Source organism: Pseudomonas parafulva (assembly GCF_000800255.1).
Classification (GTDB): domain Bacteria; phylum Pseudomonadota; class Gammaproteobacteria; order Pseudomonadales; family Pseudomonadaceae; genus Aquipseudomonas; species Aquipseudomonas boreofloridensis.
The window spans coordinates 3,748,415-3,771,478 of record NZ_CP009747.1; the positions used below are offsets into that span (position 1 = coordinate 3,748,415).

Sequence of the window (23,064 nt, forward strand, 5' to 3'; positions counted from 1 at the left end):
TTAGACCTTTTCGACCTGACTGAACTCGAGCTCCACCGGAGTGGAACGACCGAAAATGAGCACCGCAACCTGCAGACGACTCTTTTCGTAGTTAACTTCTTCGACGTTGCCATTGAAGTCAGCAAACGGACCATCAATGACACGAACCACTTCACCGGGCTCGAACAACGTCTTCGGCTTAGGCTTGTCGCTACCATCGGCAACGCGACGCAGAATAGCTTCGGCCTCTTTATCAGTGATCGGCGCAGGCTTGTCTGCTGTACCACCAATGAAACCCATGACGCGAGGGGTATCCTTGACCAAGTGCCAAGTCCCTTCGTTCATTTCCATCTGCACCAGGACATAACCTGGGAAGAATTTACGCTCACTCTTGCGCTTCTGGCCGTTGCGCATTTCGACGACTTCTTCGGTCGGGACGAGAATCTCGCCAAACCCGTCTTCCATGCCTGCCAGCTTTACGCGCTCGGTGAGGGAGCGCATGACATGCTTCTCGTAACCCGAGTAAGCATGCACAACATACCAACGCTTAGCCACGAGACACCCTTAGCCAACAATCAAGGAAACCAACCAACCGAGCAGGGAATCGAGACCCCACAACAGCAGCGCCATAACGAGCACGACGGCAACAACGATCAACGTGGTCTGCGTAGTCTCTTGGCGGGTCGGCCACACGACTTTACGAATCTCGGCACGTGCTTCCTTCGCAAGCGTAAAGAACGATTTGCCCTTCGCGGTCTGCAGAGCAACGAAACCTGCAGCAGCAGCCAGGGCAAGGAGCGCTAGAACGCGGTACAGGATAGGAGCAGCGGAGTAATACTGGTTACCCACAACGCCTACGACAACCAATGCAACTACAGCCAGCCACTTGATCAGATCGAAACGCGATTCTTGGGCTTCAGTTTTGGGAGTCATCGGGGAGGATCCTGTAAGAAGAAAGCCAATCACACCGAGGTGAATGGCAGGTCAGGAGGGAATCGAACCCCCAACCTACGGTTTTGGAGACCGTCGCTCTGCCAATTGAGCTACTGACCTTTAACGCTGTATCAGGCCGGCCATTATGCCGACCTGATCGAGATAAATCAACTACTTATTCAATAATTTTAGCTACGACGCCGGCGCCGACGGTACGACCGCCTTCACGGATGGCGAAGCGCAGACCGTCTTCCATTGCGATGGTCTTGATCAGAGTGACAGTCATCTGAATGTTGTCACCTGGCATTACCATTTCAACGCCTTCCGGCAGTTCGCAGTTACCGGTCACGTCAGTGGTACGGAAGTAGAACTGAGGACGGTAGCCTTTGAAGAACGGCGTGTGACGGCCGCCTTCTTCTTTCGACAGAACGTAGACTTCTGCGGTGAACTTGGTGTGCGGCTTGACCGAACCTGGCTTGACCAGAACCTGGCCACGCTCAACGTCGTCACGCTTGGTACCACGCAGCAGAACGCCGCAGTTCTCGCCAGCACGACCTTCGTCCAGCAGTTTGCGGAACATCTCAACGCCGGTGCAGGTGGTGGTGGTGGTGTCACGCAGACCAACGATTTCCAGCGGATCCTGAACGCGGACGATACCACGCTCGATACGACCGGTCACAACGGTACCACGGCCCGAGATCGAGAACACGTCTTCGATCGGCATCAGGAACGGCTGGTCGATGGCACGAACTGGCTCAGGAATGTAGCTGTCCAGAGTCTCTACCAGCTTCTTGACAGCGGTAGTGCCCATTTCGTTGTCGTCTTTGCCTTCCAGCGCCATACGAGCCGAACCGATGATGATCGGGGTGTCGTCGCCTGGGAAGTCGTAGGTGGACAGCAGGTCGCGAACTTCCATCTCGACCAGTTCCAGCAGCTCAGCGTCGTCTACCAGGTCAGCCTTGTTCAGGAAGACCACGATGTACGGAACGCCAACCTGACGGGACAGCAGGATGTGCTCACGGGTTTGTGGCATCGGACCATCAGCGGCCGAGCACACCAGGATCGCGCCGTCCATCTGGGCAGCACCGGTGATCATGTTCTTCACGTAGTCAGCGTGACCTGGGCAGTCAACGTGAGCGTAGTGACGAATGGTCGAGTTGTACTCAACGTGAGCGGTGTTGATGGTGATACCGCGCGCTTTTTCTTCCGGAGCCGAGTCGATCTTGTCGAACTCAACGATTGCCGAACCGAAAACTTCGGAGCAAACGCGAGTCAGAGCTGCGGTCAGAGTGGTCTTACCGTGGTCAACGTGGCCGATGGTGCCGACGTTAACGTGGGGAAGGGAACGATCAAACTTTTCCTTAGCCATCGATACAATCCTCCGCAGAAGAAAAATGGTCACTACACTGATAAAACAAAGGCAGATATTTTCATATCTGCCTTGTTTAAATGGAGCTCTTGAGCGGACTTGAACCGCTGACCTCACCCTTACCAAGGGTGTGCTCTACCAACTGAGCTACAAGAGCGAAACTATTTGTGCAACAACAGCAAACCTGGAGCGGGTAGCGGGAATCGAACCCGCATCATCAGCTTGGAAGGCTGAGGTTCTACCACTAAACTATACCCGCGAGATTGCAGCTCTCGCTAAAACTGGTGGAGGGAGAAGGATTCGAACCTTCGAAGCTCTCGCAACGGATTTACAGTCCGTCCCCTTTGGCCGCTCGGGAATCCCTCCAGATGTGGCCGGCATTTTATTTGGCTGCCGCACCATCGTCAAGCATTTTTTTCAATTAAATCTGAAAGTTAGCTACTTTGACGACACTTGCAGTTGAACCGTATGACCGGTGTTCCCTGCGAAGCGGGCGCCATTCTATCAATCTATTCAGCAGTTGCAATACCTTGGCAGAAAATAATTTTGTGCTTCAACTCTTTGAAATCACTGGAAAGAGTGGCCAGCACGTTGCCATCCAGCAACCGCTCGCTCTCAGCCCCAATCTTGAGCCAGAACCCTTCCGCGCCAGGTAGTAGCCCCTGGACTTGACGGGCACTGATATCAAGACTCAGCAGGCGTTGGCGCAGAGCGTCGACATCATCCTGACTTCGCAATCCACCCACCACCAAGCATTCGTCCTGTCGTCGAGCAGGTGCTTGAGCTGCTGTCTCGCGCAGCAGCCGAATCTCCTGCTGGCTTCCCTTGTACAGCGAGAGCGGAGCTATTTCCTTGATACGCAATGGCGCCTCCTGCTGGTGCCACACGTAGTAGACGACATTGAGCACCAGCAACAACAGGAACAACCAACGCATAGGCACCTCAATTCAAGGGGCAGGCCATCGCAAGGCCGACAAAGACCAAGTCGGGAACAACCCGCGCTCCAGGTGCCGAAACTTCCACGAGAGGCGCATCCCCACCGGTGAGGAATATGCTGAATTCGTCACCCCACAAGGCGCGAGCCTGATCAATCTGCGTGCGAGCGAAGCCCTGCAACATCAACACGCATCCGCGCTCTACCGCTTCGACCGTCGAGCGGCCGGGGAGCAGACTGGTCAATGCGCGCTCGGCTGAGGCATCATCGTAGCGAATTCGGCGCGTATGGGTACGTAGCTGGCTGCGCATCAAAGGCATACCCGGACAGATGTACCCGCCTAGATGCTGTCCATCGGCCGCCACGAAATCGGCTTTGGCAGCTGTACCAAAATCCATTACCAAGCAGGCGCCCTTGGCCAGATGAAAAGCACCCACAGCAGCAAGCCAACGGTCCATTCCCAAGCGCTGATGATCTGTGTAGCCATTGCGCACGCCCGCCATTTCAGTGGCCGGATGCGCAGTCTGAACGATCACACCGAAATCACAAGTGATCGCCCTCATCAGCGCATCGGTTTCCTCTTCACTGCGCACGCTGACCATTCTGGCCCCACGAAGATGCACATTAGGCAGTTTTGCTACCTGCGCGATCAAGGCCTGGTCCGAGTCAACGATACCGCCACCCACAATAATGGCGTCATCAGCATGGATCACCCGCCATTTGATAAAGCTGTTACCACAGTCGAGCTCAAGAATCATTCCGCAACCTCAACCCAAGCTCTCCGCCGCTGAAGCTCTTCTCGACGCCGTTGACGTTCATACGCAGACCACCCTGCCCGTCCACACCCAAAACGACACCATCCACCGCATGATTGCCGGCTATCAGCGAGACGCTTCGGCCCTGCCATACATGCGCCTGCTCCCATTCATGCTGGAATCCGAGGAAGCCCTCGCGATGATGACGTGCAAGCACATGCTGTAAATTTCCGTTGAGCCGAGCAACCAGCTGGTTGCGGTCGATAAGTTCGCCCGTCTCACGCCGTATCGAAGTCCATTGCTGATCAACCTGGTTGTTATTCTGCATGTTCACGTTAATACCAATCCCCAGTACCACATGGCAGACATCTGCAGGATCGCCGACCAGCTCGAGCAGAATGCCAGAGATCTTCCGTGGACCGACTAACACGTCATTCGGCCATTTGAGCCCCGCCTCCGCCACCCCAAATTCCTGCAGAGTGCGCATCACGGCAAGTCCGACCACCAGACTTAGACCTTCAAGCTGACGCATGCCGCCTTCGACGCGTATCACCAGGCTGTAGTAAAGGTTTTCAGCGAACGGACTGACCCACTGCCTGCCACGTCGACCACGGCCGGCTTTCTGGCGCTCGGCAATAACGACAAAAGGCGCGGCCTGACCCTGTGCTACACAGCGCAACGCCTCGGCATTGGTGGAGTCGATGATGTCGTGAACCTGAACTGGCCATGCCTCACTTTCGGCGTAGGCCGCAATCGCCGTTGAGTCGAGAAGGCTCAGCGGCGTTGCCAGCTGGTAACCGCGTCCACGCACCTTGTGGATAACCAAATCCAGCTCGGCCTCCAGGTGCTGAAGCTGCTTCCAAACCGCACTGCGGCTTACCCCCATGGATTGCCCTAAAGCCTGGCCGGAATGAAACCGCCCATCCTTAAGGAGATTCAACAACTTCAGCATGCCAGTCTCGACTTGTAATAAGGCAGGCATGATAGCCACGGGTTGCTGGATTGCATAGGGAAAGGGCCGAGCCCAGCCAACACACTCCAGACATGGTAGCTATGAGGCACCGACTTTTGAGGGCAGCGCTGATATTGAAAACACGAAAAAGACAAAACCCCTACCTGCTCGCGCAGATAGGGGTTTTGCGAAATGAATCTTGACGATGACCTACTCTCACATGGGGAAACCCCACACTACCATCGGCGATGCATCGTTTCACTGCTGAGTTCGGGATGGGATCAGGTGGTTCCAATGCTCTATGGTCGTCAAGAAATTCGGTTGCCAGTGCGTCCTTACGGACACCCCAGCCTATTCGGATATGTGATTCTGTGGTTCGTCGCGAACTTTCGGTTCTCTCGTCTTCACCACCACAATTCGGCGCTCACGCTCAAATTGCTTGGGTGTTATATGGTCAAGCCTCACGGGCAATTAGTATGGGTTAGCTCAACGCCTCACAGCGCTTACACACCCCACCTATCAACGTCGTAGTCTTCGACGGCCCTTCAGGGGATTCTAGATCCCAGTGAGATCTCATCTTGAGGCAAGTTTCCCGCTTAGATGCTTTCAGCGGTTATCTCTTCCGAACATAGCTACCCGGCAATGCCACTGGCGTGACAACCGGAACACCAGAGGTTCGTCCACTCCGGTCCTCTCGTACTAGGAGCAGCCCCTCTCAAATCTCAAACGTCCACGGCAGATAGGGACCGAACTGTCTCACGACGTTCTAAACCCAGCTCGCGTACCACTTTAAATGGCGAACAGCCATACCCTTGGGACCGGCTTCAGCCCCAGGATGTGATGAGCCGACATCGAGGTGCCAAACACCGCCGTCGATATGAACTCTTGGGCGGTATCAGCCTGTTATCCCCGGAGTACCTTTTATCCGTTGAGCGATGGCCCTTCCATACAGAACCACCGGATCACTAAGACCTACTTTCGTACCTGCTCGACGTGTCTGTCTCGCAGTCAAGCGCGCTTTTGCCTTTATACTCTACGACCGATTTCCGACCGGTCTGAGCGCACCTTCGTACTCCTCCGTTACTCTTTGGGAGGAGACCGCCCCAGTCAAACTACCCACCATACACTGTCCTCGATCCGGATCACGGACCTGAGTTAGAACCTCAAGGTTGCCAGGGTGGTATTTCAAGGATGGCTCCATGAGAACTGGCGTCCCCACTTCAAAGCCTCCCACCTATCCTACACAAGCAAGCTCAAAGTCCAGTGCAAAGCTATAGTAAAGGTTCACGGGGTCTTTCCGTCTAGCCGCGGATACACTGCATCTTCACAGCGATTTCAATTTCACTGAGTCTCGGGTGGAGACAGCGCCGCCATCGTTACGCCATTCGTGCAGGTCGGAACTTACCCGACAAGGAATTTCGCTACCTTAGGACCGTTATAGTTACGGCCGCCGTTTACCGGGGCTTCGATCAAGAGCTTCGCTTGCGCTAACCCCATCAATTAACCTTCCGGCACCGGGCAGGCGTCACACCCTATACGTCCACTTTCGTGTTTGCAGAGTGCTGTGTTTTTAATAAACAGTCGCAGCGGCCTGGTATCTTCGACCGGCATGGGCTTATGGAGCAAGTCCTTCACCCTCGCCGGCGCACCTTCTCCCGAAGTTACGGTGCCATTTTGCCTAGTTCCTTCACCCGAGTTCTCTCAAGCGCCTTGGTATTCTCTACCTAACCACCTGTGTCGGTTTGGGGTACGGTTCCCAGTTATCTGAAGCTTAGGAGCTTTTCTTGGAAGCATGGCATCAACCACTTCGTCGCCTAAAGGCAACTCGTCATCAGCTCTCGGCCTTGAAATCCCGGATTTGCCTAAGATTTCAGCCTACCACCTTAAACCTGGACAACCAACGCCAGGCTGGCCTAGCCTTCTCCGTCCCTCCATCGCAATAACTGCAAGTACAGGAATATTAACCTGTTTTCCATCGACTACGCTTTTCAGCCTCGCCTTAGGGACCGACTAACCCTGCGTCGATTAACGTTGCGCAGGAAACCTTGGTCTTTCGGCGTGCGAGTTTTTCACTCGCATTGTCGTTACTCATGTCAGCATTCGCACTTCTGATACCTCCAGCAAGCTTCTCAACTCACCTTCACAGGCTTACAGAACGCTCCTCTACCGCATCACCAAAGGTGATACCCGTAGCTTCGGTGCATGGTTTGAGCCCCGTTACATCTTCCGCGCAGGCCGACTCGACTAGTGAGCTATTACGCTTTCTTTAAAGGATGGCTGCTTCTAAGCCAACCTCCTAGCTGTCTAAGCCTTCCCACATCGTTTCCCACTTAACCATGACTTTGGGACCTTAGCTGACGGTCTGGGTTGTTTCCCTTTTCACGACGGACGTTAGCACCCGCCGTGTGTCTCCCATGCTCGGCACTTGCTGGTATTCGGAGTTTGCATCGGTTTGGTAAGTCGGGATGACCCCCTAGCCGAAACAGTGCTCTACCCCCAGCAGTGATACATGAGGCGCTACCTAAATAGCTTTCGAGGAGAACCAGCTATCTCCGAGCTTGATTAGCCTTTCACTCCGATCCACAGGTCATCCGCTAACTTTTCAACGGTAGTCGGTTCGGTCCTCCAGTCAGTGTTACCTAACCTTCAACCTGCCCATGGATAGATCGCCCGGTTTCGGGTCTATACCCAGCGACTAAGCGCCCTATTAAGACTCGCTTTCGCTACGCCTCCCCTATTCGGTTAAGCTCGCCACTGAATATAAGTCGCTGACCCATTATACAAAAGGTACGCAGTCACCTAACAAAGTAGGCTCCCACTGCTTGTACGCATACGGTTTCAGGTTCTATTTCACTCCCCTCTCCGGGGTTCTTTTCGCCTTTCCCTCACGGTACTGGTTCACTATCGGTCAGTCAGTAGTATTTAGCCTTGGAGGATGGTCCCCCCATGTTCAGACAAAGTTTCTCGTGCTCCGTCCTACTCGATTTCATTGAAAAGAGACTTTCGTGTACGGGGCTATCACCCACTATGGCCGCACTTTCCAGAGCGTTCCACTAATCTCAAATCAACTTAAGGGCTGGTCCCCGTTCGCTCGCCACTACTAAGGGAATCTCGGTTGATTTCTATTCCTCAGGGTACTTAGATGTTTCAGTTCCCCTGGTTCGCCTCTTGCACCTATGGATTCAGTACAAGATACCTAGGTTATCCTAGGTGGGTTCCCCCATTCAGAGATCTCTGGATCACAGTCTGTTTGCCGACTCCCCAAAGCTTATCGCAGGCTACCACGTCTTTCATCGCCTCTGACTGCCAAGGCATCCACCGTATGCGCTTCTTCACTTGACCATATAACCCCAAGCAATCTGGTTATACTGTGAAGACGACATTCGCCGAAAATTCGCACGTCGCTCTTTCGAGCAGAACTCACAAATTTTACCTCAGCCTGATTTCCAGCAGTGAAACTGGTCATCAGTCTGTATCTATCACATATCCGAATTTTTAAAGAACGATCTGGCAAAAGCCAGAAATCAACATTCCAACGCGGCGTCAACGCGACGCGCGAATGCTCATTTCTGAGTTCTAACAGTGCTGTACAAAGGTGGTGGAGCCAAGCGGGATCGAACCGCTGACCTCCTGCGTGCAAGGCAGGCGCTCTCCCAGCTGAGCTATGGCCCCGTGTATCTGCTACATCTCGTAGGCCGCACCAAGTAATTGGTAGGTCTGGGCAGATTTGAACTGCCGACCTCACCCTTATCAGGGGTGCGCTCTAACCAACTGAGCTACAGACCTATAACAGGGTCGCGTTACAGCATCGTCTTTTCACAATGAATCAAGCAATTCGTGTGGGAGCTCATCAGCAGGCTGATGTCTTCGATTAAGGAGGTGATCCAGCCGCAGGTTCCCCTACGGCTACCTTGTTACGACTTCACCCCAGTCATGAATCACACCGTGGTAACCGTCCCCCCGAAGGTTAGACTAGCTACTTCTGGTGCAACCCACTCCCATGGTGTGACGGGCGGTGTGTACAAGGCCCGGGAACGTATTCACCGCGACATTCTGATTCGCGATTACTAGCGATTCCGACTTCACGCAGTCGAGTTGCAGACTGCGATCCGGACTACGATCGGTTTTGTGAGATTAGCTCCACCTCGCGGCTTGGCAACCCTCTGTACCGACCATTGTAGCACGTGTGTAGCCCAGGCCGTAAGGGCCATGATGACTTGACGTCATCCCCACCTTCCTCCGGTTTGTCACCGGCAGTCTCCTTAGAGTGCCCACCATGACGTGCTGGTAACTAAGGACAAGGGTTGCGCTCGTTACGGGACTTAACCCAACATCTCACGACACGAGCTGACGACAGCCATGCAGCACCTGTGTCAGAGTTCCCGAAGGCACCAATCCATCTCTGGAAAGTTCTCTGCATGTCAAGGCCTGGTAAGGTTCTTCGCGTTGCTTCGAATTAAACCACATGCTCCACCGCTTGTGCGGGCCCCCGTCAATTCATTTGAGTTTTAACCTTGCGGCCGTACTCCCCAGGCGGTCAACTTAATGCGTTAGCTGCGCCACTAAAATCTCAAGGATTCCAACGGCTAGTTGACATCGTTTACGGCGTGGACTACCAGGGTATCTAATCCTGTTTGCTCCCCACGCTTTCGCACCTCAGTGTCAGTATCAGTCCAGGTGGTCGCCTTCGCCACTGGTGTTCCTTCCTATATCTACGCATTTCACCGCTACACAGGAAATTCCACCACCCTCTACCGTACTCTAGCTTGCCAGTTTTGGATGCAGTTCCCAGGTTGAGCCCGGGGCTTTCACATCCAACTTAACAAACCACCTACGCGCGCTTTACGCCCAGTAATTCCGATTAACGCTTGCACCCTCTGTATTACCGCGGCTGCTGGCACAGAGTTAGCCGGTGCTTATTCTGTCGGTAACGTCAAAATTGCAGAGTATTAATCTACAACCCTTCCTCCCAACTTAAAGTGCTTTACAATCCGAAGACCTTCTTCACACACGCGGCATGGCTGGATCAGGCTTTCGCCCATTGTCCAATATTCCCCACTGCTGCCTCCCGTAGGAGTCTGGACCGTGTCTCAGTTCCAGTGTGACTGATCATCCTCTCAGACCAGTTACGGATCGTCGCCTTGGTGAGCCATTACCTCACCAACTAGCTAATCCGACCTAGGCTCATCTGATAGCGCAAGGCCCGAAGGTCCCCTGCTTTCTCCCGTAGGACGTATGCGGTATTAGCGTTCCTTTCGAAACGTTGTCCCCCACTACCAGGCAGATTCCTAGGCATTACTCACCCGTCCGCCGCTGAATCGAGAAGCAAGCTCCTCTCATCCGCTCGACTTGCATGTGTTAGGCCTGCCGCCAGCGTTCAATCTGAGCCATGATCAAACTCTTCAGCTCAATACTGCTTGGGTTTTTAAGAAACCCTAAACTTGGCTCAGCAATCTCAAATGACTATGTGATTTCTCGCATGGCCACTTGTGATGCTGATAATCTAGGCGACGATCAGTCCATACTCACAAGCACCCACACGAATTGCTTGATTCGATTTGTTAAAGAGCGTTTGGCTAAGAGCGTTTCGTCTCAACCGAGGCCGCGCATTCTACAGCAGCCTTACTTCGTGTCAAGCCTTTATTTTGAAGTTCTTTCCGAGAAACTCGTTTAGCTTCAAACACTTGACTCACTGCGATCGCTCGTAGCGGGAGGCGAATCATACAGCACCAAACGATGCTGTCAACTGCCTTTTTCACCGCTTTCAACCCGAGGATCGAAGCCCTTCGCACCACACCGAACTCGCTTAACTCGTTGATTATCAAGGAGTTTCGCGTTCCGTTTGCTGCGGAAGTGGGGCGCATTATAAGGGGATCTGAACAGCGGTCAAGGCTTAATTTCAAATAAATTCAAATAGTTGAAACAAAGCGGGGTGGCCTACCGGCCACCCCGCTTCTATATAGCTACACAACCACGCGCCATCACTCAGTCTTCAACGTCACTCGAGCAAAGGCCTTCTTGCCAGCCTGGCAAACATGTATGGCTCCCAGGACAAACATAAAGTCCTTCTCAACCACCACGCCATCTACTTTCACCGCGCCACCGCTAAGCAAGTCGCGTGCCTGCGCCGAATTCTTAACAAGACCCGCCCGGTTGAGCACGGCGGCAATCGGCAAGTCGGCGTCCGCAACCACCTCGATCTCCGGCAGATCCTCAGGCAGCTCACCCTCCTTCATTCGATTACCGGCAGCACGGTGAGCATTGGCTGCAGCCTCCTCACCATGGAAACGCGCCACAATTTCTTCGGCGAGCTTGATCTTGATGTCGCGCGGATTCGCCCCCTTCTCCACATCAGCACGGAACGCGTCGATTTCCGCCATCGAGCGGAAGCTCAGCAGCTCGAAGTAGCGCCACATCAGCGTGTCAGGAATCGACACGAGCTTGCTGTACATCACACCCGGCGCTTCCTGGATGCCCACATAATTGCCCAACGACTTGGACATCTTCTTGACGCCATCCAAGCCTTCGAGCAGCGGCATGGTGACGATGTTCTGAGCCTCCTGCCCGTACGCGCGCTGCAACTCGCGCCCCATCAGCAGGTTGAAGCGCTGATCGGTGCCGCCCAGTTCCACATCGGCCTTGAGCGCCACGGAGTCATAACCCTGCACCAGAGGGTAGAGGAACTCATGAATCGCGATCGGCTGCTGGCTGCTGTAACGCTTGTCGAAGTCGTCACGCTCGAGCATGCGCGCCACAGTGTACTGCGAGGCAAGGCGAATGAAATCAGCCGGGGTCAGGGAGTCCATCCAGGTGGAGTTGAAGGCAACCTCGGTCTTGGCCGGGTCGAGGATCTTGAACACCTGCTGCTTATAAGTCTCGGCGTTATCCAATACCTGCTCGCGGGTGAGGGGCGGGCGGGTGGCGCTCTTGCCGCTCGGATCGCCGATCATGCCGGTGAAGTCGCCGATCAGAAAGATCACTTGATGCCCCAGCTCTTGGAACTGGCGCAGCTTGTTGATCAGCACGGTATGCCCCAGGTGCAGGTCGGGCGCAGTCGGATCGAAGCCCGCCTTGATGCGCAATGGCTGGCCGCGCTTGAGTTTCTCGACCAGCTCCGACTCGACCAACACCTCTTCCGCACCGCGCTTGATTAGCGCCAGCTGCTCTTCAACCGACTTCATAGACAGACCCGCAAGGCTCAGATTCAAAGGGGAACAACGATACAAGATCGCCCATCAAATACAAGTTTGACGACCGGATGTGACCTGAAGCAAGGATTGAGGCGTCTACGCGCCCTTGCGCGAAAACGGTTTTGGTTATATTTTATACAGTTATTTCATCTTCATCATGTCATTCATCTATTCCACCGTGTCTTGCAGCGATTTCAGTCACCTTTTTCATTCACTTTTTCAAAGTCACCTCACCTATGACCAACGACACGCCTAAAGCGCCGCCGCTTTATCCGAAGAGCCATCTGTTGGCCGCCAGCGGCATCGCCGCCCTGCTCAGCCTGGCCTTGCTGGTATTTCCCTCCAGCGACGTAGAAGCGAAGAAAACCACCCTCAGCCTCGAGCTCGATACCCCGGCCGAGCAACTCAACGACGAATCCCGGGCTGCCCCCCTGGTGCAATCCACCGAAAACAGCGGATCGCCCTTCGCGCAAATCGAGGGTGACGACAGCAACACCGGACAGGCCGCCGAGCGCGCTCAGCCGGTCGCACAAGAAAAACCTGAAGACAAAGCCCCAGGCCATCGGGAAGTGATCGTAGCCCGTGGCGACACCCTCTCCACACTCTTCGCCAAGGTGGGCCTGCCCGCCAACGCGGTCCACGACGTTCTGGCCAGCGACAAGCAGGCCAAACAGTTCAGTCAGCTCAAACACGGCCAGGTGCTGCAGTTCGAGCTGGACAAAGAGGGTCAACTGACCAGCCTGCACAGCCAGGTCAGCAAGCTCGAGAGCATCCGTCTGAACAAGACCGACAAGGGTTACGCCTTCGCCCGCGAGATCAGCAAACCGGTGGTGCGTACCGCCTACGCCCATGGCGTGATCAAGAGCTCGCTGTCCGCTTCGGCGCAACGCGCCGGGCTGTCCCACAGCATGACCATGGATATGGCCCGCGTGCTCGGCTACGACATCGACTTCGCCCAGGACATCCGCCCAGGTGACGAATTCGATGTGGTCTACGAACAGAAGGTGATGGACGGCAAGGTGGTCGGCACCGGCAATATTCTCTCTGCACGCTTCACCAACCGCGGCAAGACCTACACCGCCGTGCGCTATACCAACAAGCAGGGCAATACCAGTTACTACACCGCCGACGGCAATAGCCTTCGCAAGGCATTCATTCGCACACCAGTCGACTTCGCGCGCATCAGCTCGCGCTTTTCTGCCGGACGCAAGCATCCAATCCTGAACAAGATCCGCGCGCACAAAGGCGTGGACTATGCGGCGCCACGCGGTACGCCCATCAAGGCTGCAGGTGACGGACGCATCGAACTGGCGGGCCGGCGTGGTGGTTACGGCAACACCGTGATCATTGCCCACGGCAACAGCTATAAGACCTTGTACGGTCACATGCAGGGCTTCGCCAAAGGCATCAAGACCGGCAGCAGCGTCAAACAGGGTCAGATCATCGGCTACATCGGCACCACCGGTCTGTCCACTGGGCCGCACCTGCACTATGAGTTCCAGGTCAACGGTGTGCACGTCGATCCGCTGAGCCAGAAAGTGCCGATGGCCGACCCGATCGCCAAGGCCGAGCGTCAGCGATTCCTGCAGCAGAGCCAGCCGCTGGTGGCCCGCATGGATCAGGAAAAAGCCACCTTGCTCGCCGCGAACAAGCGCTGAGATGACGCTTTACCTGGGGGTGATGTCCGGCACCAGTCTCGACGGACTGGACATTGCCTTGATCGAACAGTTGGATCAGCCACGGCTGCTCGCCACCTGCTATCTGCCCATGCCTGCCGATCTTCGCCAGGACTTACTGAGCCTGTGCGCCAGCGGCCCTGACGAAATCGCCCGTGCTGCACTGGCAGAAAATCGCTGGGCCAAGCTGGCTGCACAAGGCATACAGCAGTTACTGAAAGAGCAAGATCTCGCCCCCGAGGCGATCCGCGCCATCGGCAGCCATGGCCAGACCATTCGCCATGAGCCGACCCGAGGCTTCACCGTGCAAATCGGCAACCCGGCCCTGCTCGCCGAGCTGACGAACATTTGCGTGGTCGGCGACTTCCGCCGTCGCGATGTCGCCGCTGGGGGCCAGGGCGCTCCCTTGGTACCGGCCTTCCATGAAGCCTTGTTCGGCCATCTGGGCCAGCGCCTGGCCGTGCTCAACGTGGGTGGCTTCAGCAACCTCAGCCTGATTGCGCAGAACACGCCAGTTCGAGGTTTCGATTGCGGGCCAGGCAATGTCCTGCTCGATGCATGGATCGAGCGCAAACGCGGTGAAGTCTTCGACGCAGATGGCGCTTGGGCAGCCAGCGGCAAGGTACAGAGCGACCTGCTTACCGCGCTGCTGGGCGATACCTTCTTCGCCGGCAGTGGCCCGAAAAGCACAGGACGGGAAGTCTTCAACCTGCCTTGGTTGGACGGTCACCTGGCGCGATTGCCGCACTACCGCGACGAAGACGTGCAAGCGACGCTTCTGGAACTGACCGCACGCAGCATCGTAGACGCGCTGGTTGAAGCCCAGCCGCGCACCGACGCCCTGATGGTCTGCGGAGGCGGTGCGCGCAATGGTGCGCTGATGCAACGCCTGACCGCATTGCTGAACGGCACCATGGTGACCAGCACGCAGGCACAAGGGATCGATCCGGATTGGGTCGAGGCCATGGCGTTTGCATGGCTGGCCCATTGCTGCCTCGAAGGAATTCCGGCCAATCGCCCAAGTGTCACGGCAGCCAGAGGCTTGCGCGTGCTCGGCGCGATCTACCCCGCCTGATCGAAAGAAACGAAAACGCCGCGCACAAGCGCGGCGTTTTCGTGAGTGGCAGCGGACTCAGATCGAGAACGACGATCCGCAGCCGCACGTGGTGGCGGCATTCGGGTTCTTGATCACGAAACGCGAACCCTCCAGCCCTTCCTGGTAATCGACTTCGGCACCGGCCAGGTACTGGAAGCTCATCGGATCGACCACCAGCGACACGCCTTCGCGCTCGACGATGGTGTCGTCCTCGGCCACGTCCTCATCGAAAGTGAAGCCGTACTGGAATCCCGAGCAGCCACCGCCGGTCACGAACACGCGCAGCTTGAGGCGGTCATTGCCCTCTTCGGACACCAGGGTCTTCACCTTGTGCGCAGCACCCTGGGTGAACTCCAGGGCGGTGGGGGTGAAGGTTTCGACGCTCATGTTGGTTCTCCCGGCGTAAGCCGCCATAACACTCGATGACGCGCATTATCCGCTTCTCCGAGAAAATTGGTCAACAATTAGGCATGAGGCGAACGGCAAGCGGCTAGCTCAAGGGCAGCAGCACGCTTCCCTGTGCCACTTATGGCAGCAAGCCGGCGTGGCTCAAGCCCATGCGTTCATCCAGGCCAAACAGGATGTTCAGGTTTTGCACGGCCTGGCCGGAGGCGCCCTTGACCAGGTTGTCGATGACCGACAGGACCACCACCAGATCACCGCCCTGCGGACGATGCACGGCGATTCGGCACACGTTGGCGCCGCGCACGCTGCGGGTTTCAGGGTGGCTGCCCGCCGGCATGACATCGACGAACGGTTCATCGGCATAACGCTTCTCGAACAACGCTTGCAGATCGACCGAAGTGTCGACCACGTTGGCATAGAGCGTCGCGTGAATGCCACGAATCATGGGCGTGAGATGAGGCACGAAGGTCAGCCCGATGTCCTTGCCCGCCGCCAGACGCAGCCCCTGACTGATTTCCGGCAGGTGGCGATGCCCCTTGACCGCATAGGCTTTCATGCTTTCACCCGCTTCGCAGAACAGCGAACCCACCGCAGCACCGCGACCGGCGCCACTGACGCCCGACTTGCAGTCGGCGATCAGGCGCGACGGGTCTGCCAGTCCGGCTTCGAGCAGCGGCAGGAAACCAAGCTGGGTCGCGGTCGGGTAGCAGCCCGGAACGGCGATCAGGCGCGCCTGGCGGATCTTGTCGCGGTTGACTTCGGGCAGCCCGTAGACCGCTTCCCCCAACAACTGCGGCGCGCCATGGGGCTGGCCATACCACTTGCCCCATTGCTCGGCATCCTGCAGACGGAAGTCCGCAGACAGGTCGATGACCCGAGTGCCGGCCGCCAGCAACTCACCGGCCAGCGCGTGGGCAACACCGTGAGGGGTGGCGAAGAACACCACATCGCAGGCGCCCAGGGTTTTGCTGTCCGGCACGCTGAACTGCAGGCCGTCATAGTGGCCGCGCAGGTTCGGGTACATGTCGGCCACCGCCACACCGGCCTCGGAACGCGAGGTGATGACCGCCACCTCGGCCTGGGGGTGCTGTGCCAGCAGGCGCAACAGTTCGACACCGGTGTAGCCCGTGCCGCCGACGATACCGACCTTGATCATAATGCTTGCCCCTCATCAACGAGACCACTGGAAAGCGCACGATGATAGGGTGACGTGGCGCCTGTAACAACTCTTGGCTAGCCCATGGCAGTACCGGGCCACTACTCTCTGACCACCGTGAAAACCTGAAGGAACACCCCATGCTCTATCTCTGGATCAAGGCCCTGCACATCGTCAGCGTGGTCTGCTGGTTCGCTGGCCTTTTCTACTTGCCGCGCCTGTTCGTCTACCACGCACAAAGCCAGGACAGCATCAGCCAGGAACGCTTCGTCACCATGGAGCGCAAGCTGTACCGCGGCATCATGAATCCGGCCATGATCGCCACCTACGTGTTTGGCCTGTGGATGCTCTATCTGACGCCGGGGTGGCTGAGCCAGGGCTGGCTGCACGCCAAGCTGACACTGGTGCTGCTGCTCACCGGCTACCATCACATGTGCGGCGCGCAGCGCAAACGCTTCGCTGCCGGGCAGAACACCCGTAGCCATGTGTACTACCGCTGGTTCAACGAAGTGCCTGTGCTTTTCCTGCTGGCCATCGTCATCCTGGTGGTCGTGAAACCGTTCTAGGCCTCACCTGAGCGAAGGAGTCTCGCCATGTCCCTGCCCAAGGTTCTCCAGCAGCGCCTGCGCTTGCCAGCGGTCGCAGCGCCAATGTTTCTCATCTCCAATCCACAGTTGGTGCTGGCATGTTGTGCCGAGGGCGTGGTGGGCAGCTTTCCGGCGCTGAATCAGCGTGACAGTGCCGGGTTCAAGGCATGGCTGGAAGAGATCGAGACGGGGCTGGCGCAACTGCACGCCCCTGCACCCTACGCGGTCAACCTGATCGTGCACCCGAGCAATCCTCGCCTGCAGGCAGATCTGGCGCTGTGCGTTGAGCACCGGGTGCCGATTGTGATCACCAGTCTCGGCGCAGCCAAGGAGGTGGTGGATGCCGTGCACAGCTATGGCGGGGTGGTCTTCCACGATGTCACCACCCGCCGGCATGCGGAAAAGGCCGCCGAGGCCGGTGTAGATGGTTTGATCGCTGTGGCAGCCGGCGCTGGAGGGCATGCGGGAACCTGGAGTCCCTTCGCGCTGGTCGCCGAGATTCGCCAGTTCTTCGACAAGACCCTGCTGCTGGCGGGTTGCATCAATCATGGCCACGAGATCCTCGCCGCCCGCCTGCTGGGCGCCGACCTCGCGTACATCGGCACACGCTTCATCGCCACCGCCGAAAGCCATGCCCAAGCGGCATATAAACGGATGCTGCTGGATGCCCACGCAGCAGACATCGTGCACACCCCTGCCGTTTCGGGCGTACCCGCCAGCTTTCTGCGCCAAAGCCTGGAGCAGGCCGGCTACGACATGACCGCGCTCAAGTCCACAGCCGAGGCGACCCGGCTCAAACCGATGGATGAAGAAGCCAAGGCTTGGAAAACCGTGTGGTCCGCGGGACAAGGCGTCGGCGCAATCGACGACCTGCCATCCGCTGCAACGCTGATCGAACGACTGCGCCAAGAGTACCTGAGCGCTCTTTCCAAAGGCCCCGACCTGGCGCTCTGAGACCTGCGCAAAAGCCAACAAGTCGGCCAACCACGCTGTACACTAGGGCCCCTCTTCAGCCGCCAGGAGCCTTGCATGACCCGTTACGCCATGATCACCGGAGCTTCCAGCGGCCTGGGACTGGCCCTGGCGGAGGCCCTGGCGCGCCGCGGGCGCAATCTGATCCTGGTGGCACGGCATCGCGAGACGCTGGAGCCCATCGCCATGGAGTTGAACCAGCGCTTCGGCGTCGAGGTGTTGCTGCGTGCGTGCGATCTCAGCCAGCCATTGCGCCTGTCGGGCTTCGTACTGGAACTCGAGGAGGGCGAGCGGCGCATCGACCTGCTAGTCAATTGCGCCGGGCAGCGCACCTACGGCCCCTTCCTGGCTCATGAATGGGCCGACGAGCAGGACCTACTGGAAGTCAACGTCCTGGCCCTCACCCGCCTGTGTCATGCGATCGGCAACCTGATGGCGGTTCAGGGCGGCGGCCAGATCCTCAATGTCGCCTCGCTGGCCGGTGTCGCGCCTGGGCCCTGGATGGCGTGCTACAGCGCCAGCAAGGCCTACGTGCTGAGCTTTTCGCAGGCCCTGCGCGAAGAACTGCGGCGCACCGGAATAAAAGTCTCGATACTGTGCCCCGGACCGATCCGCTCGGCGCGCCGACGCATCCCACGGCTCGAGGGCAGCACCCGCTGCCTGAGCCCAGAGGAAGTGGCGCTGCACACCGTGCGCGCGCTGGACCGCAATCGCGCGCTGATCATGCCGGGCCGGCGCAATCGCTGGCTCGCCTTCGCCCCTCGGCTGCTGCCGCGCTGGCTCAGCCGCAAGCTGGCGGGAATGATCCATCGTCGCTACTGCCCGATCGAAGCCGAGTAGGCCCTGTCCGAGCGACGCCGCGCTCAGTACACTGCGCTTCGACCCTCACCAAGGAGCAAGTGAAGTGGACGATCTATTCCTCAAGATCATCAACCGGGAAATCCCGGCGGATATCATTTATGAAGACGACCAGATCCTGGCGTTCAAGGACATCGCACCTGCGGCCCCGGTGCACTTTCTGGTCATTCCGAAAAAACACATCCCCACGCTGAATCACCTCACCGAAGAGGACAAGGCCCTGGCCGGGCACATCCTGTTCACCGCACAGCGCCTGGCGGTCGAGCAAGGTTGCGAGGAGGGCTTTCGGGTGGTGATGAACTGCAACCCGCAAGGCGGGCAGACGGTCTATCACATCCATATGCATGTGCTCGGGCAGCGCCAGATGAACTGGCCGCCGGGCTGACTCAAGGCAAGCCCCGCCCTGGGGATTGCGGTAGACTGTTGGGCACCACTTCAGCGGAGGTGCCCGATGGCTACCGAACGTCACTATTCGCCGCTCGACCGCTTGTTGCTGCAGGCCGATACCGCCATGCGCACCTTGCTGCCCTTCAGCGGCCAACCTTCCCGCCCCTCGCCTGCCATCATCCAGCCGGATGCCGAGCTGGACGACTCGCAAACGCGCCACATCGCCGGCCTCATGCGCATCAACCATACCGGTGAGGTGTGCGCCCAGGCGCTGTACCAGGGTCAGGCCCTGACCGCCAAACTGCCACAGGTTCGCAAGGCCATGGAGCATGCAGCCGAGGAAGAAATCGACCACCTGGCCTGGTGCGAGCAGCGTATTCGCCAACTGGGCAGTCATCCCAGCGTCCTCAACCCACTGTTCTACGGCATGTCGTTCGGCATCGGCGCGCTGGCCGGGCTGGTGAGCGACAAAGTCAGCCTGGGTTTCGTCGCGGCCACCGAGCAGCAGGTATGCAAGCACCTGGACGAGCACCTGGAGCAGCTTCCGGAGCAGGACGAAAAGTCGCGCGCCATTCTCGAACAGATGCGCGTCGATGAAGAACACCACGCCGAATCGGCTCTGCAGGCCGGCGGCTATCGCTTCCCTGCTCCGGTGAGGTTCGGCATGAGCGTGCTGGCCAAGGTGATGACCAAGAGCACTTACCGAATCTAGGAAACACGATGACCGAGCGCTTCGATGCCAAGGACCTGGCCAATGCCGTAAGCGCTGGCATCCTGCAACCTGGCCAGGATCGAGCCCTGCTCGAGTTCCTGCGCCGTCGACCGCAGCAGCAGGGCCAGTTCCAGTTGGCCAATGTCGCTTTCTACTTCGGTGGCCTGCTGATCATGGGCGCCATGGGCTGGCTGCTGACCGAAGCCTGGATGCGCATTGGCGACTGGGCGCTGCTGGCAGTGGCCGGACTCTACATTGCTGTCCTCACTGGATTCGCGCTCACCTTGCAACGTCGCGAGCAGATCGTCCCCGCTGGGGTGCTGGCGGCGGTCGCCGTGAGCATCGTGCCCCTGGCCGTGTTCGCGGTGGAACTGCTGATCGGCTGGTGGCCCATGGGTGAGGCGCAGGGCGAGTACCACACCTACTACACCTATGTGCAGGCCAGTTGGCTGTGGATGGAAGCGGCCACGGTGCTGGCCGGGCTGCTGATGTTGCGCCTGGTACCCTTCCCGTTCATCGTCATGCCGATCGCCTTGGCGCTGTGGTTCATGTCGATGGATCTGAGCGAATGGCTCTACGGCGATGCTTTGACCTGGGCGCAACGAGAACAGGTGTCGGTGTGGTTCGGGCTCGCTGTGCTGGTGGCGTTCGTGGTGATCGACGGGCGAACTCGACGCGATTACGCCGAGTGGGGTTACCTGGCAGGACTTCTGGCTTTGTGGTGTGGCCTGACGTCGATGAACAGCGACAGCGAGGTGAGCAAGGCCCTGTATTGCCTGATCAACCTGGCGTTGATGGGCTTCGCGGTGCTGCTGCGCCGTCCGGTCTTCATGGTCTTCGGCGCACTGGGTGTGGCCGCGTACCTGGGCTACCTGTCTTACGAAGTGTTCGCCGACTCACTGCTGTTCCCAGTGGTGTTGACGCTGATCGGACTGGCAGCCATCGGCTTGGGCCTGGCCTACCAGAAACGCCAGGAACAATTGAGCGCAGCAGTACGGGCCCGCTTGCCACATTGGCTGCTACAGGCAATGCCTGCGCTGCGCGACTGAAAAACGGGCACCTGGCTCAACCCAGTTCGACGATCTCGTAACCGTGGGTGATTTCAACGCCAGCGCGGTCGAGCATGATCGAGGCCGAGCAGTACTTCTCGGCCGACAACTCAACGGCCCGCTTGACCTGTGCTTCCTTCAGGCCTCGACCTTTGACCACGAATTGCAGATGAATCTTGGTGAAGACCTTCGGGTCCTCGCCAGCGCGCTCGGCCTCCAGGAAAGCCTCGCAACTTTCAACGGCCTGCCGGGACTTCTTCAGGATGCTGACCACATCGAAACTGCTGCAGCCGCCGAGACCCAGCAGCAGCATTTCCATCGGCCGAACGCCCAGGTTGCGACCGCCCGCTTCGGGAGGACCGTCCATGACCACGACATGCCCACTCCCCGACTCACCGAGGAACATGGCCTCACCGGCCCACTGGATGCGTGCCTTCATCTATACGGACTCCTGACTGTGGAAAAGGCCGTCAGCTTAGACCTTGTGACGTATTCGGAAAAGCTCAAGAAGTTGGCGGTTGATGCCGATAAGTCAGAAGCGTCTGATAAGCTGGCGCCAAATCACTGGCGCACATGCCAGCTCCCTCCTAGCAAGAGCCTCTGCGTACCTTGAACAGGATTTCGTGATGGTAGCTTCAACCCTTCCGGGCAAGATCAAGAATATCGACAAGCTGCTGGTGCACTGCCAACGCCGCCGCTATGCCGCCAAGAGCAACATCATCTGCGCGGGCGACCGGGCACAGACCCTGTCGTATATCGTGAAGGGCTCGGTGACCATCCTGATCGAGGATGACGAAGGCCACGAAATGATCATCGCCTACCTCAACAGTGGCGACTTTTTCGGCGAACTGGGCCTGTTCGAGCCGGACGGGCCGCAGCAGCAGCGCAGCGCTTGGGTCCGCGCCAAGACCGAATGCGAGGTCGCCGAAATCAGCTACGAAAAATTCCGCGAACTGGCCCGTCACGACCCGGACATCCTCTACGCCCTTGGCAGCCAGATGGCCCAGCGCCTTCGTAACACCACACGTAAAGTCGGCGACCTGGCGTTCTTCGACGTTACCGGCCGGGTGGCTCGCTGCCTGCTCGATCTGTGCAAGCAGCCGGACGCCATGACCCATCCTGATGGCATGCAGATCAAGATCACCCGTCAGGAAATCGGGCGGATCGTCGGCTGCTCGCGAGAGATGGTCGGCCGCGTCCTCAAGGACCTGGAAGAACGCAGCCTGGTGCACGTCAAAGGCAAGACCATGGTGGTCTTCGGCACCCGTTAATCCTTGGGCAGTGCGCCGAGTACCTCGGCGTACACCTTGGACAGGCGCTCGAACCAAGGCGCCGCCGGCGCCACTTCGTGCAGCGCGATATGGCTGTCGGCGCGGCAGCGCTGCTCAAGTGCGCAGCACTCATTGAAGCGATTGACCGCAGCCACCATCGATTCGCGCTCGTTGTCCAACAGCAGTGCACCGTGAACCAGCACTACCGGCCGCTTGCCGCCCAGTCCCTGGCGCCAGCGTTGAGCGGTCCCGACCAGCTTGCGGCCTTCGAGATTGACGTTGTAACGCCCGTCGCAGAAGGCGCCGTCGATCTCGCCGACCGACGCCACCCCACCCCACTCACGCAGTACCTCGCACAGGGGCAGGCACAGCCGCTCGTAGGCCTTCTCGATACGCCCATGATCGCCCTCGCTTCGCGGCGCCATGTAAACCAGCGCTACGTTGACCGTGGCGTGAGATTGCGGCACCGGCTCGCCCCCTGTTTCGCGCAGCAGCACCGGCCAGCCGGCGATCGCCAACTCCGCGCACGCCATTTCGAAGTGCTCGAGACGGCTCATGCGGCGCGGCATGACCAGTGCGTGGTCGGTAGGTCGCCAGAACAGCACACCGGACTCGCGTTCGCCACGGCAGACGGCAGCAAGCAGATCCTGCTCGGCATGCAGACCTTGTTCGACAGTAAGGGCCAGGGGTTGCTCGGTCATGGTGTACCTTCGAGAATGTGGGGCCTTGGCGCAGGTGAATCCGCATCCAAAGGCCGCAAGCAAACACAAAAAAGCCGGCATC

The 23,064-nt window shown here is 58.1% G+C and carries 20 protein-coding genes, 6 tRNA genes and 3 rRNA genes; 9 read left to right on the forward strand and 20 right to left on the reverse strand.

The annotated features are described in order from the left end of the window. From nusG to tyrS, 16 genes are all read right to left on the reverse strand, one after another. Complete coding sequence (gene nusG, locus NJ69_RS16365; protein WP_029614622.1) at positions 1-534, reverse strand: transcription termination/antitermination protein NusG; 534 nt, start codon at positions 532-534, stop codon at positions 1-3. A gap of 9 nt (positions 535-543) precedes the next feature. After that, positions 544-912, reverse strand: coding sequence for a preprotein translocase subunit SecE (secE, locus tag NJ69_RS16370; protein ID WP_029614623.1), 369 nt, complete (start codon positions 910-912; stop codon positions 544-546). Between the two features lie 44 nt (positions 913-956). Beyond that, a tRNA-Trp gene (locus NJ69_RS16375) sits at positions 957-1,032 on the reverse strand. Between the two features lie 55 nt (positions 1,033-1,087). Beyond that, complete coding sequence (gene tuf / locus NJ69_RS16380; RefSeq protein WP_003255489.1) at positions 1,088-2,281, reverse strand: elongation factor Tu; 1,194 nt, start codon at positions 2,279-2,281, stop codon at positions 1,088-1,090. 81 nt (positions 2,282-2,362) lie between these two features. Beyond that, a tRNA-Thr gene (locus NJ69_RS16385) sits at positions 2,363-2,438 on the reverse strand. 28 nt (positions 2,439-2,466) lie between these two features. After that, positions 2,467-2,540 (reverse strand) — tRNA-Gly (locus NJ69_RS16390). Positions 2,541-2,563: 23 nt separating this feature from the next. Continuing rightward, positions 2,564-2,647 (reverse strand) — tRNA-Tyr (locus tag NJ69_RS16395). Positions 2,648-2,790: 143 nt separating this feature from the next. After that, positions 2,791-3,216, reverse strand: coding sequence for a hypothetical protein (locus tag NJ69_RS16400; RefSeq protein WP_029613949.1), 426 nt, complete (start codon positions 3,214-3,216; stop codon positions 2,791-2,793). A 7-nt stretch (positions 3,217-3,223) separates the two neighbouring features. After that, positions 3,224-3,973, reverse strand: a complete 750-nt coding sequence (locus tag NJ69_RS16405; RefSeq protein WP_039581078.1) for a pantothenate kinase — start codon at positions 3,971-3,973, stop codon at positions 3,224-3,226. Then, entirely contained in the window at positions 3,963-4,922 is a 960-nt protein-coding gene (gene birA, locus NJ69_RS16410; RefSeq protein ID WP_029613947.1) for a bifunctional biotin--[acetyl-CoA-carboxylase] ligase/biotin operon repressor BirA, read from the reverse strand. Before birA ends, NJ69_RS16405 begins: the two co-directional genes overlap by 11 nt. A 197-nt stretch (positions 4,923-5,119) precedes the next feature. Beyond that, a 5S ribosomal RNA gene (gene rrf / locus NJ69_RS16415) occupies positions 5,120-5,235 on the reverse strand. Positions 5,236-5,372: 137 nt separating this feature from the next. After that, a 23S ribosomal RNA gene (locus NJ69_RS16420) occupies positions 5,373-8,264 on the reverse strand. A 254-nt stretch (positions 8,265-8,518) separates the two neighbouring features. After that, positions 8,519-8,594: transfer RNA gene (locus NJ69_RS16425), tRNA-Ala, on the reverse strand. Positions 8,595-8,631: 37 nt separating this feature from the next. Continuing rightward, a tRNA-Ile gene (locus NJ69_RS16430) sits at positions 8,632-8,708 on the reverse strand. Between the two features lie 86 nt (positions 8,709-8,794). Further along, positions 8,795-10,331: ribosomal RNA gene (locus NJ69_RS16435) — 16S ribosomal RNA — on the reverse strand. The 16S, 23S and 5S rRNA genes sit together here with 2 tRNA genes alongside, the layout of an rRNA operon. A gap of 572 nt (positions 10,332-10,903) precedes the next feature. Beyond that, on the reverse strand, positions 10,904-12,103 hold the full coding sequence (gene tyrS / locus NJ69_RS16440) for a tyrosine--tRNA ligase (protein WP_039581081.1): 1,200 nt from the start codon (positions 12,101-12,103) through the stop codon (positions 10,904-10,906). 245 nt (positions 12,104-12,348) lie between these two features. Between tyrS and NJ69_RS16445 the strand changes: the two genes are divergently transcribed. Together NJ69_RS16445 and NJ69_RS16450 are read left to right on the forward strand one after the other, a co-directional pair. Beyond that, positions 12,349-13,770 carry a peptidoglycan DD-metalloendopeptidase family protein gene (locus NJ69_RS16445; protein ID WP_039581084.1) on the forward strand — a complete coding sequence of 474 codons (1,422 nt, stop codon included), beginning with the start codon at positions 12,349-12,351 and terminating at the stop codon, positions 13,768-13,770. Position 13,771: 1 nt separating this feature from the next. Then, positions 13,772-14,863, forward strand: coding sequence for an anhydro-N-acetylmuramic acid kinase (locus NJ69_RS16450; RefSeq protein WP_039581087.1), 1,092 nt, complete (start codon positions 13,772-13,774; stop codon positions 14,861-14,863). 57 nt (positions 14,864-14,920) lie between these two features. Here NJ69_RS16450 and erpA read toward each other — a convergent pair whose 3' ends face one another. Both erpA and argC read right to left on the reverse strand, forming a co-directional pair. Beyond that, the gene (gene erpA, locus NJ69_RS16455; RefSeq protein ID WP_029615063.1) at positions 14,921-15,271 is read right to left on the reverse strand and encodes an iron-sulfur cluster insertion protein ErpA; all 351 of its coding nucleotides are present in this window, start codon (positions 15,269-15,271) and stop codon (positions 14,921-14,923) included. A gap of 139 nt (positions 15,272-15,410) precedes the next feature. Further along, complete coding sequence (argC, locus tag NJ69_RS16460; RefSeq protein WP_039581090.1) at positions 15,411-16,445, reverse strand: N-acetyl-gamma-glutamyl-phosphate reductase; 1,035 nt, start codon at positions 16,443-16,445, stop codon at positions 15,411-15,413. Between the two features lie 140 nt (positions 16,446-16,585). Between argC and hemJ the strand changes: the two genes are divergently transcribed. The 6 genes from hemJ to NJ69_RS16490 all read left to right on the forward strand — a co-directional run bounded on the left by hemJ (position 16,586) and on the right by NJ69_RS16490 (position 21,010). After that, a complete protein-coding gene (hemJ, locus tag NJ69_RS16465) occupies positions 16,586-17,011 on the forward strand; it encodes a protoporphyrinogen oxidase HemJ (protein WP_039581093.1) in 426 nt (141 codons plus the stop codon). Between the two features lie 27 nt (positions 17,012-17,038). After that, positions 17,039-17,986 (forward strand): NAD(P)H-dependent flavin oxidoreductase, encoded by a 948-nt coding sequence (locus NJ69_RS16470; protein ID WP_039581095.1) that lies wholly within the window; start codon positions 17,039-17,041, stop codon positions 17,984-17,986. Between the two features lie 75 nt (positions 17,987-18,061). After that, positions 18,062-18,844, forward strand: a complete 783-nt coding sequence (locus tag NJ69_RS16475) for an SDR family NAD(P)-dependent oxidoreductase (RefSeq protein ID WP_039581097.1) — start codon at positions 18,062-18,064, stop codon at positions 18,842-18,844. A 64-nt stretch (positions 18,845-18,908) separates the two neighbouring features. Next, positions 18,909-19,247, forward strand: coding sequence for a histidine triad nucleotide-binding protein (locus NJ69_RS16480; protein ID WP_029615065.1), 339 nt, complete (start codon positions 18,909-18,911; stop codon positions 19,245-19,247). 66 nt (positions 19,248-19,313) lie between these two features. Next, positions 19,314-19,961 (forward strand): 2-polyprenyl-3-methyl-6-methoxy-1,4-benzoquinone monooxygenase, encoded by a 648-nt coding sequence (gene coq7, locus NJ69_RS16485; RefSeq protein WP_029615066.1) that lies wholly within the window; start codon positions 19,314-19,316, stop codon positions 19,959-19,961. Positions 19,962-19,969: 8 nt separating this feature from the next. Next, positions 19,970-21,010: a hypothetical protein gene (locus tag NJ69_RS16490; protein WP_039581099.1), complete on the forward strand. Its 1,041-nt coding sequence runs from the start codon at positions 19,970-19,972 to the stop codon at positions 21,008-21,010. Between the two features lie 16 nt (positions 21,011-21,026). Here NJ69_RS16490 and NJ69_RS16495 read toward each other — a convergent pair whose 3' ends face one another. Beyond that, positions 21,027-21,449: an OsmC family protein gene (locus NJ69_RS16495; protein WP_029615067.1), complete on the reverse strand. Its 423-nt coding sequence runs from the start codon at positions 21,447-21,449 to the stop codon at positions 21,027-21,029. A 187-nt stretch (positions 21,450-21,636) separates the two neighbouring features. Between NJ69_RS16495 and crp the strand changes: the two genes are divergently transcribed. Continuing rightward, the gene (gene crp / locus NJ69_RS16500) at positions 21,637-22,281 is read left to right on the forward strand and encodes a cAMP-activated global transcriptional regulator CRP (protein WP_039581101.1); all 645 of its coding nucleotides are present in this window, start codon (positions 21,637-21,639) and stop codon (positions 22,279-22,281) included. Here crp and NJ69_RS16505 read toward each other — a convergent pair. Then, positions 22,278-22,982, reverse strand: a complete 705-nt coding sequence (locus tag NJ69_RS16505; protein WP_039581104.1) for a lipoate--protein ligase family protein — start codon at positions 22,980-22,982, stop codon at positions 22,278-22,280. The genes crp and NJ69_RS16505 overlap by 4 nt on opposite strands. Positions 22,983-23,064: the final 82 nt, after the last annotated feature.

Bases quoted from the DNA above. Each gene is read 5' to 3' on its own strand.
- crp (WP_039581101.1), top strand. From the start codon at position 21,637: ATGGTAGCTTCAACCCTTCCGGGCAAGATCAAGAATATCGACAAGCTG.
- hemJ (WP_039581093.1), top strand. From the start codon at position 16,586: ATGCTCTATCTCTGGATCAAGGCCCTGCACATCGTCAGCGTGGTCTGC.
- NJ69_RS16400 (WP_029613949.1), bottom strand. From the start codon at position 3,216: ATGCGTTGGTTGTTCCTGTTGTTGCTGGTGCTCAATGTCGTCTACTAC.
- tyrS (WP_039581081.1), bottom strand. From the start codon at position 12,103: ATGAAGTCGGTTGAAGAGCAGCTGGCGCTAATCAAGCGCGGTGCGGAA.
- NJ69_RS16495 (WP_029615067.1), bottom strand. From the start codon at position 21,449: ATGAAGGCACGCATCCAGTGGGCCGGTGAGGCCATGTTCCTCGGTGAG.
- NJ69_RS16405 (WP_039581078.1), bottom strand. From the start codon at position 3,973: ATGATTCTTGAGCTCGACTGTGGTAACAGCTTTATCAAATGGCGGGTG.
- NJ69_RS16450 (WP_039581087.1), top strand. From the start codon at position 13,772: ATGACGCTTTACCTGGGGGTGATGTCCGGCACCAGTCTCGACGGACTG.
- NJ69_RS16445 (WP_039581084.1), top strand. From the start codon at position 12,349: ATGACCAACGACACGCCTAAAGCGCCGCCGCTTTATCCGAAGAGCCAT.
- NJ69_RS16475 (WP_039581097.1), top strand. From the start codon at position 18,062: ATGACCCGTTACGCCATGATCACCGGAGCTTCCAGCGGCCTGGGACTG.
- NJ69_RS16505 (WP_039581104.1), bottom strand. From the start codon at position 22,982: ATGACCGAGCAACCCCTGGCCCTTACTGTCGAACAAGGTCTGCATGCC.
- tuf (WP_003255489.1), bottom strand. From the start codon at position 2,281: ATGGCTAAGGAAAAGTTTGATCGTTCCCTTCCCCACGTTAACGTCGGC.
- secE (WP_029614623.1), bottom strand. From the start codon at position 912: ATGACTCCCAAAACTGAAGCCCAAGAATCGCGTTTCGATCTGATCAAG.
- erpA (WP_029615063.1), bottom strand. From the start codon at position 15,271: ATGAGCGTCGAAACCTTCACCCCCACCGCCCTGGAGTTCACCCAGGGT.
- argC (WP_039581090.1), bottom strand. From the start codon at position 16,445: ATGATCAAGGTCGGTATCGTCGGCGGCACGGGCTACACCGGTGTCGAA.
- birA (WP_029613947.1), bottom strand. From the start codon at position 4,922: ATGCTGAAGTTGTTGAATCTCCTTAAGGATGGGCGGTTTCATTCCGGC.
- NJ69_RS16490 (WP_039581099.1), top strand. From the start codon at position 19,970: ATGACCGAGCGCTTCGATGCCAAGGACCTGGCCAATGCCGTAAGCGCT.
- NJ69_RS16470 (WP_039581095.1), top strand. From the start codon at position 17,039: ATGTCCCTGCCCAAGGTTCTCCAGCAGCGCCTGCGCTTGCCAGCGGTC.
- coq7 (WP_029615066.1), top strand. From the start codon at position 19,314: ATGGCTACCGAACGTCACTATTCGCCGCTCGACCGCTTGTTGCTGCAG.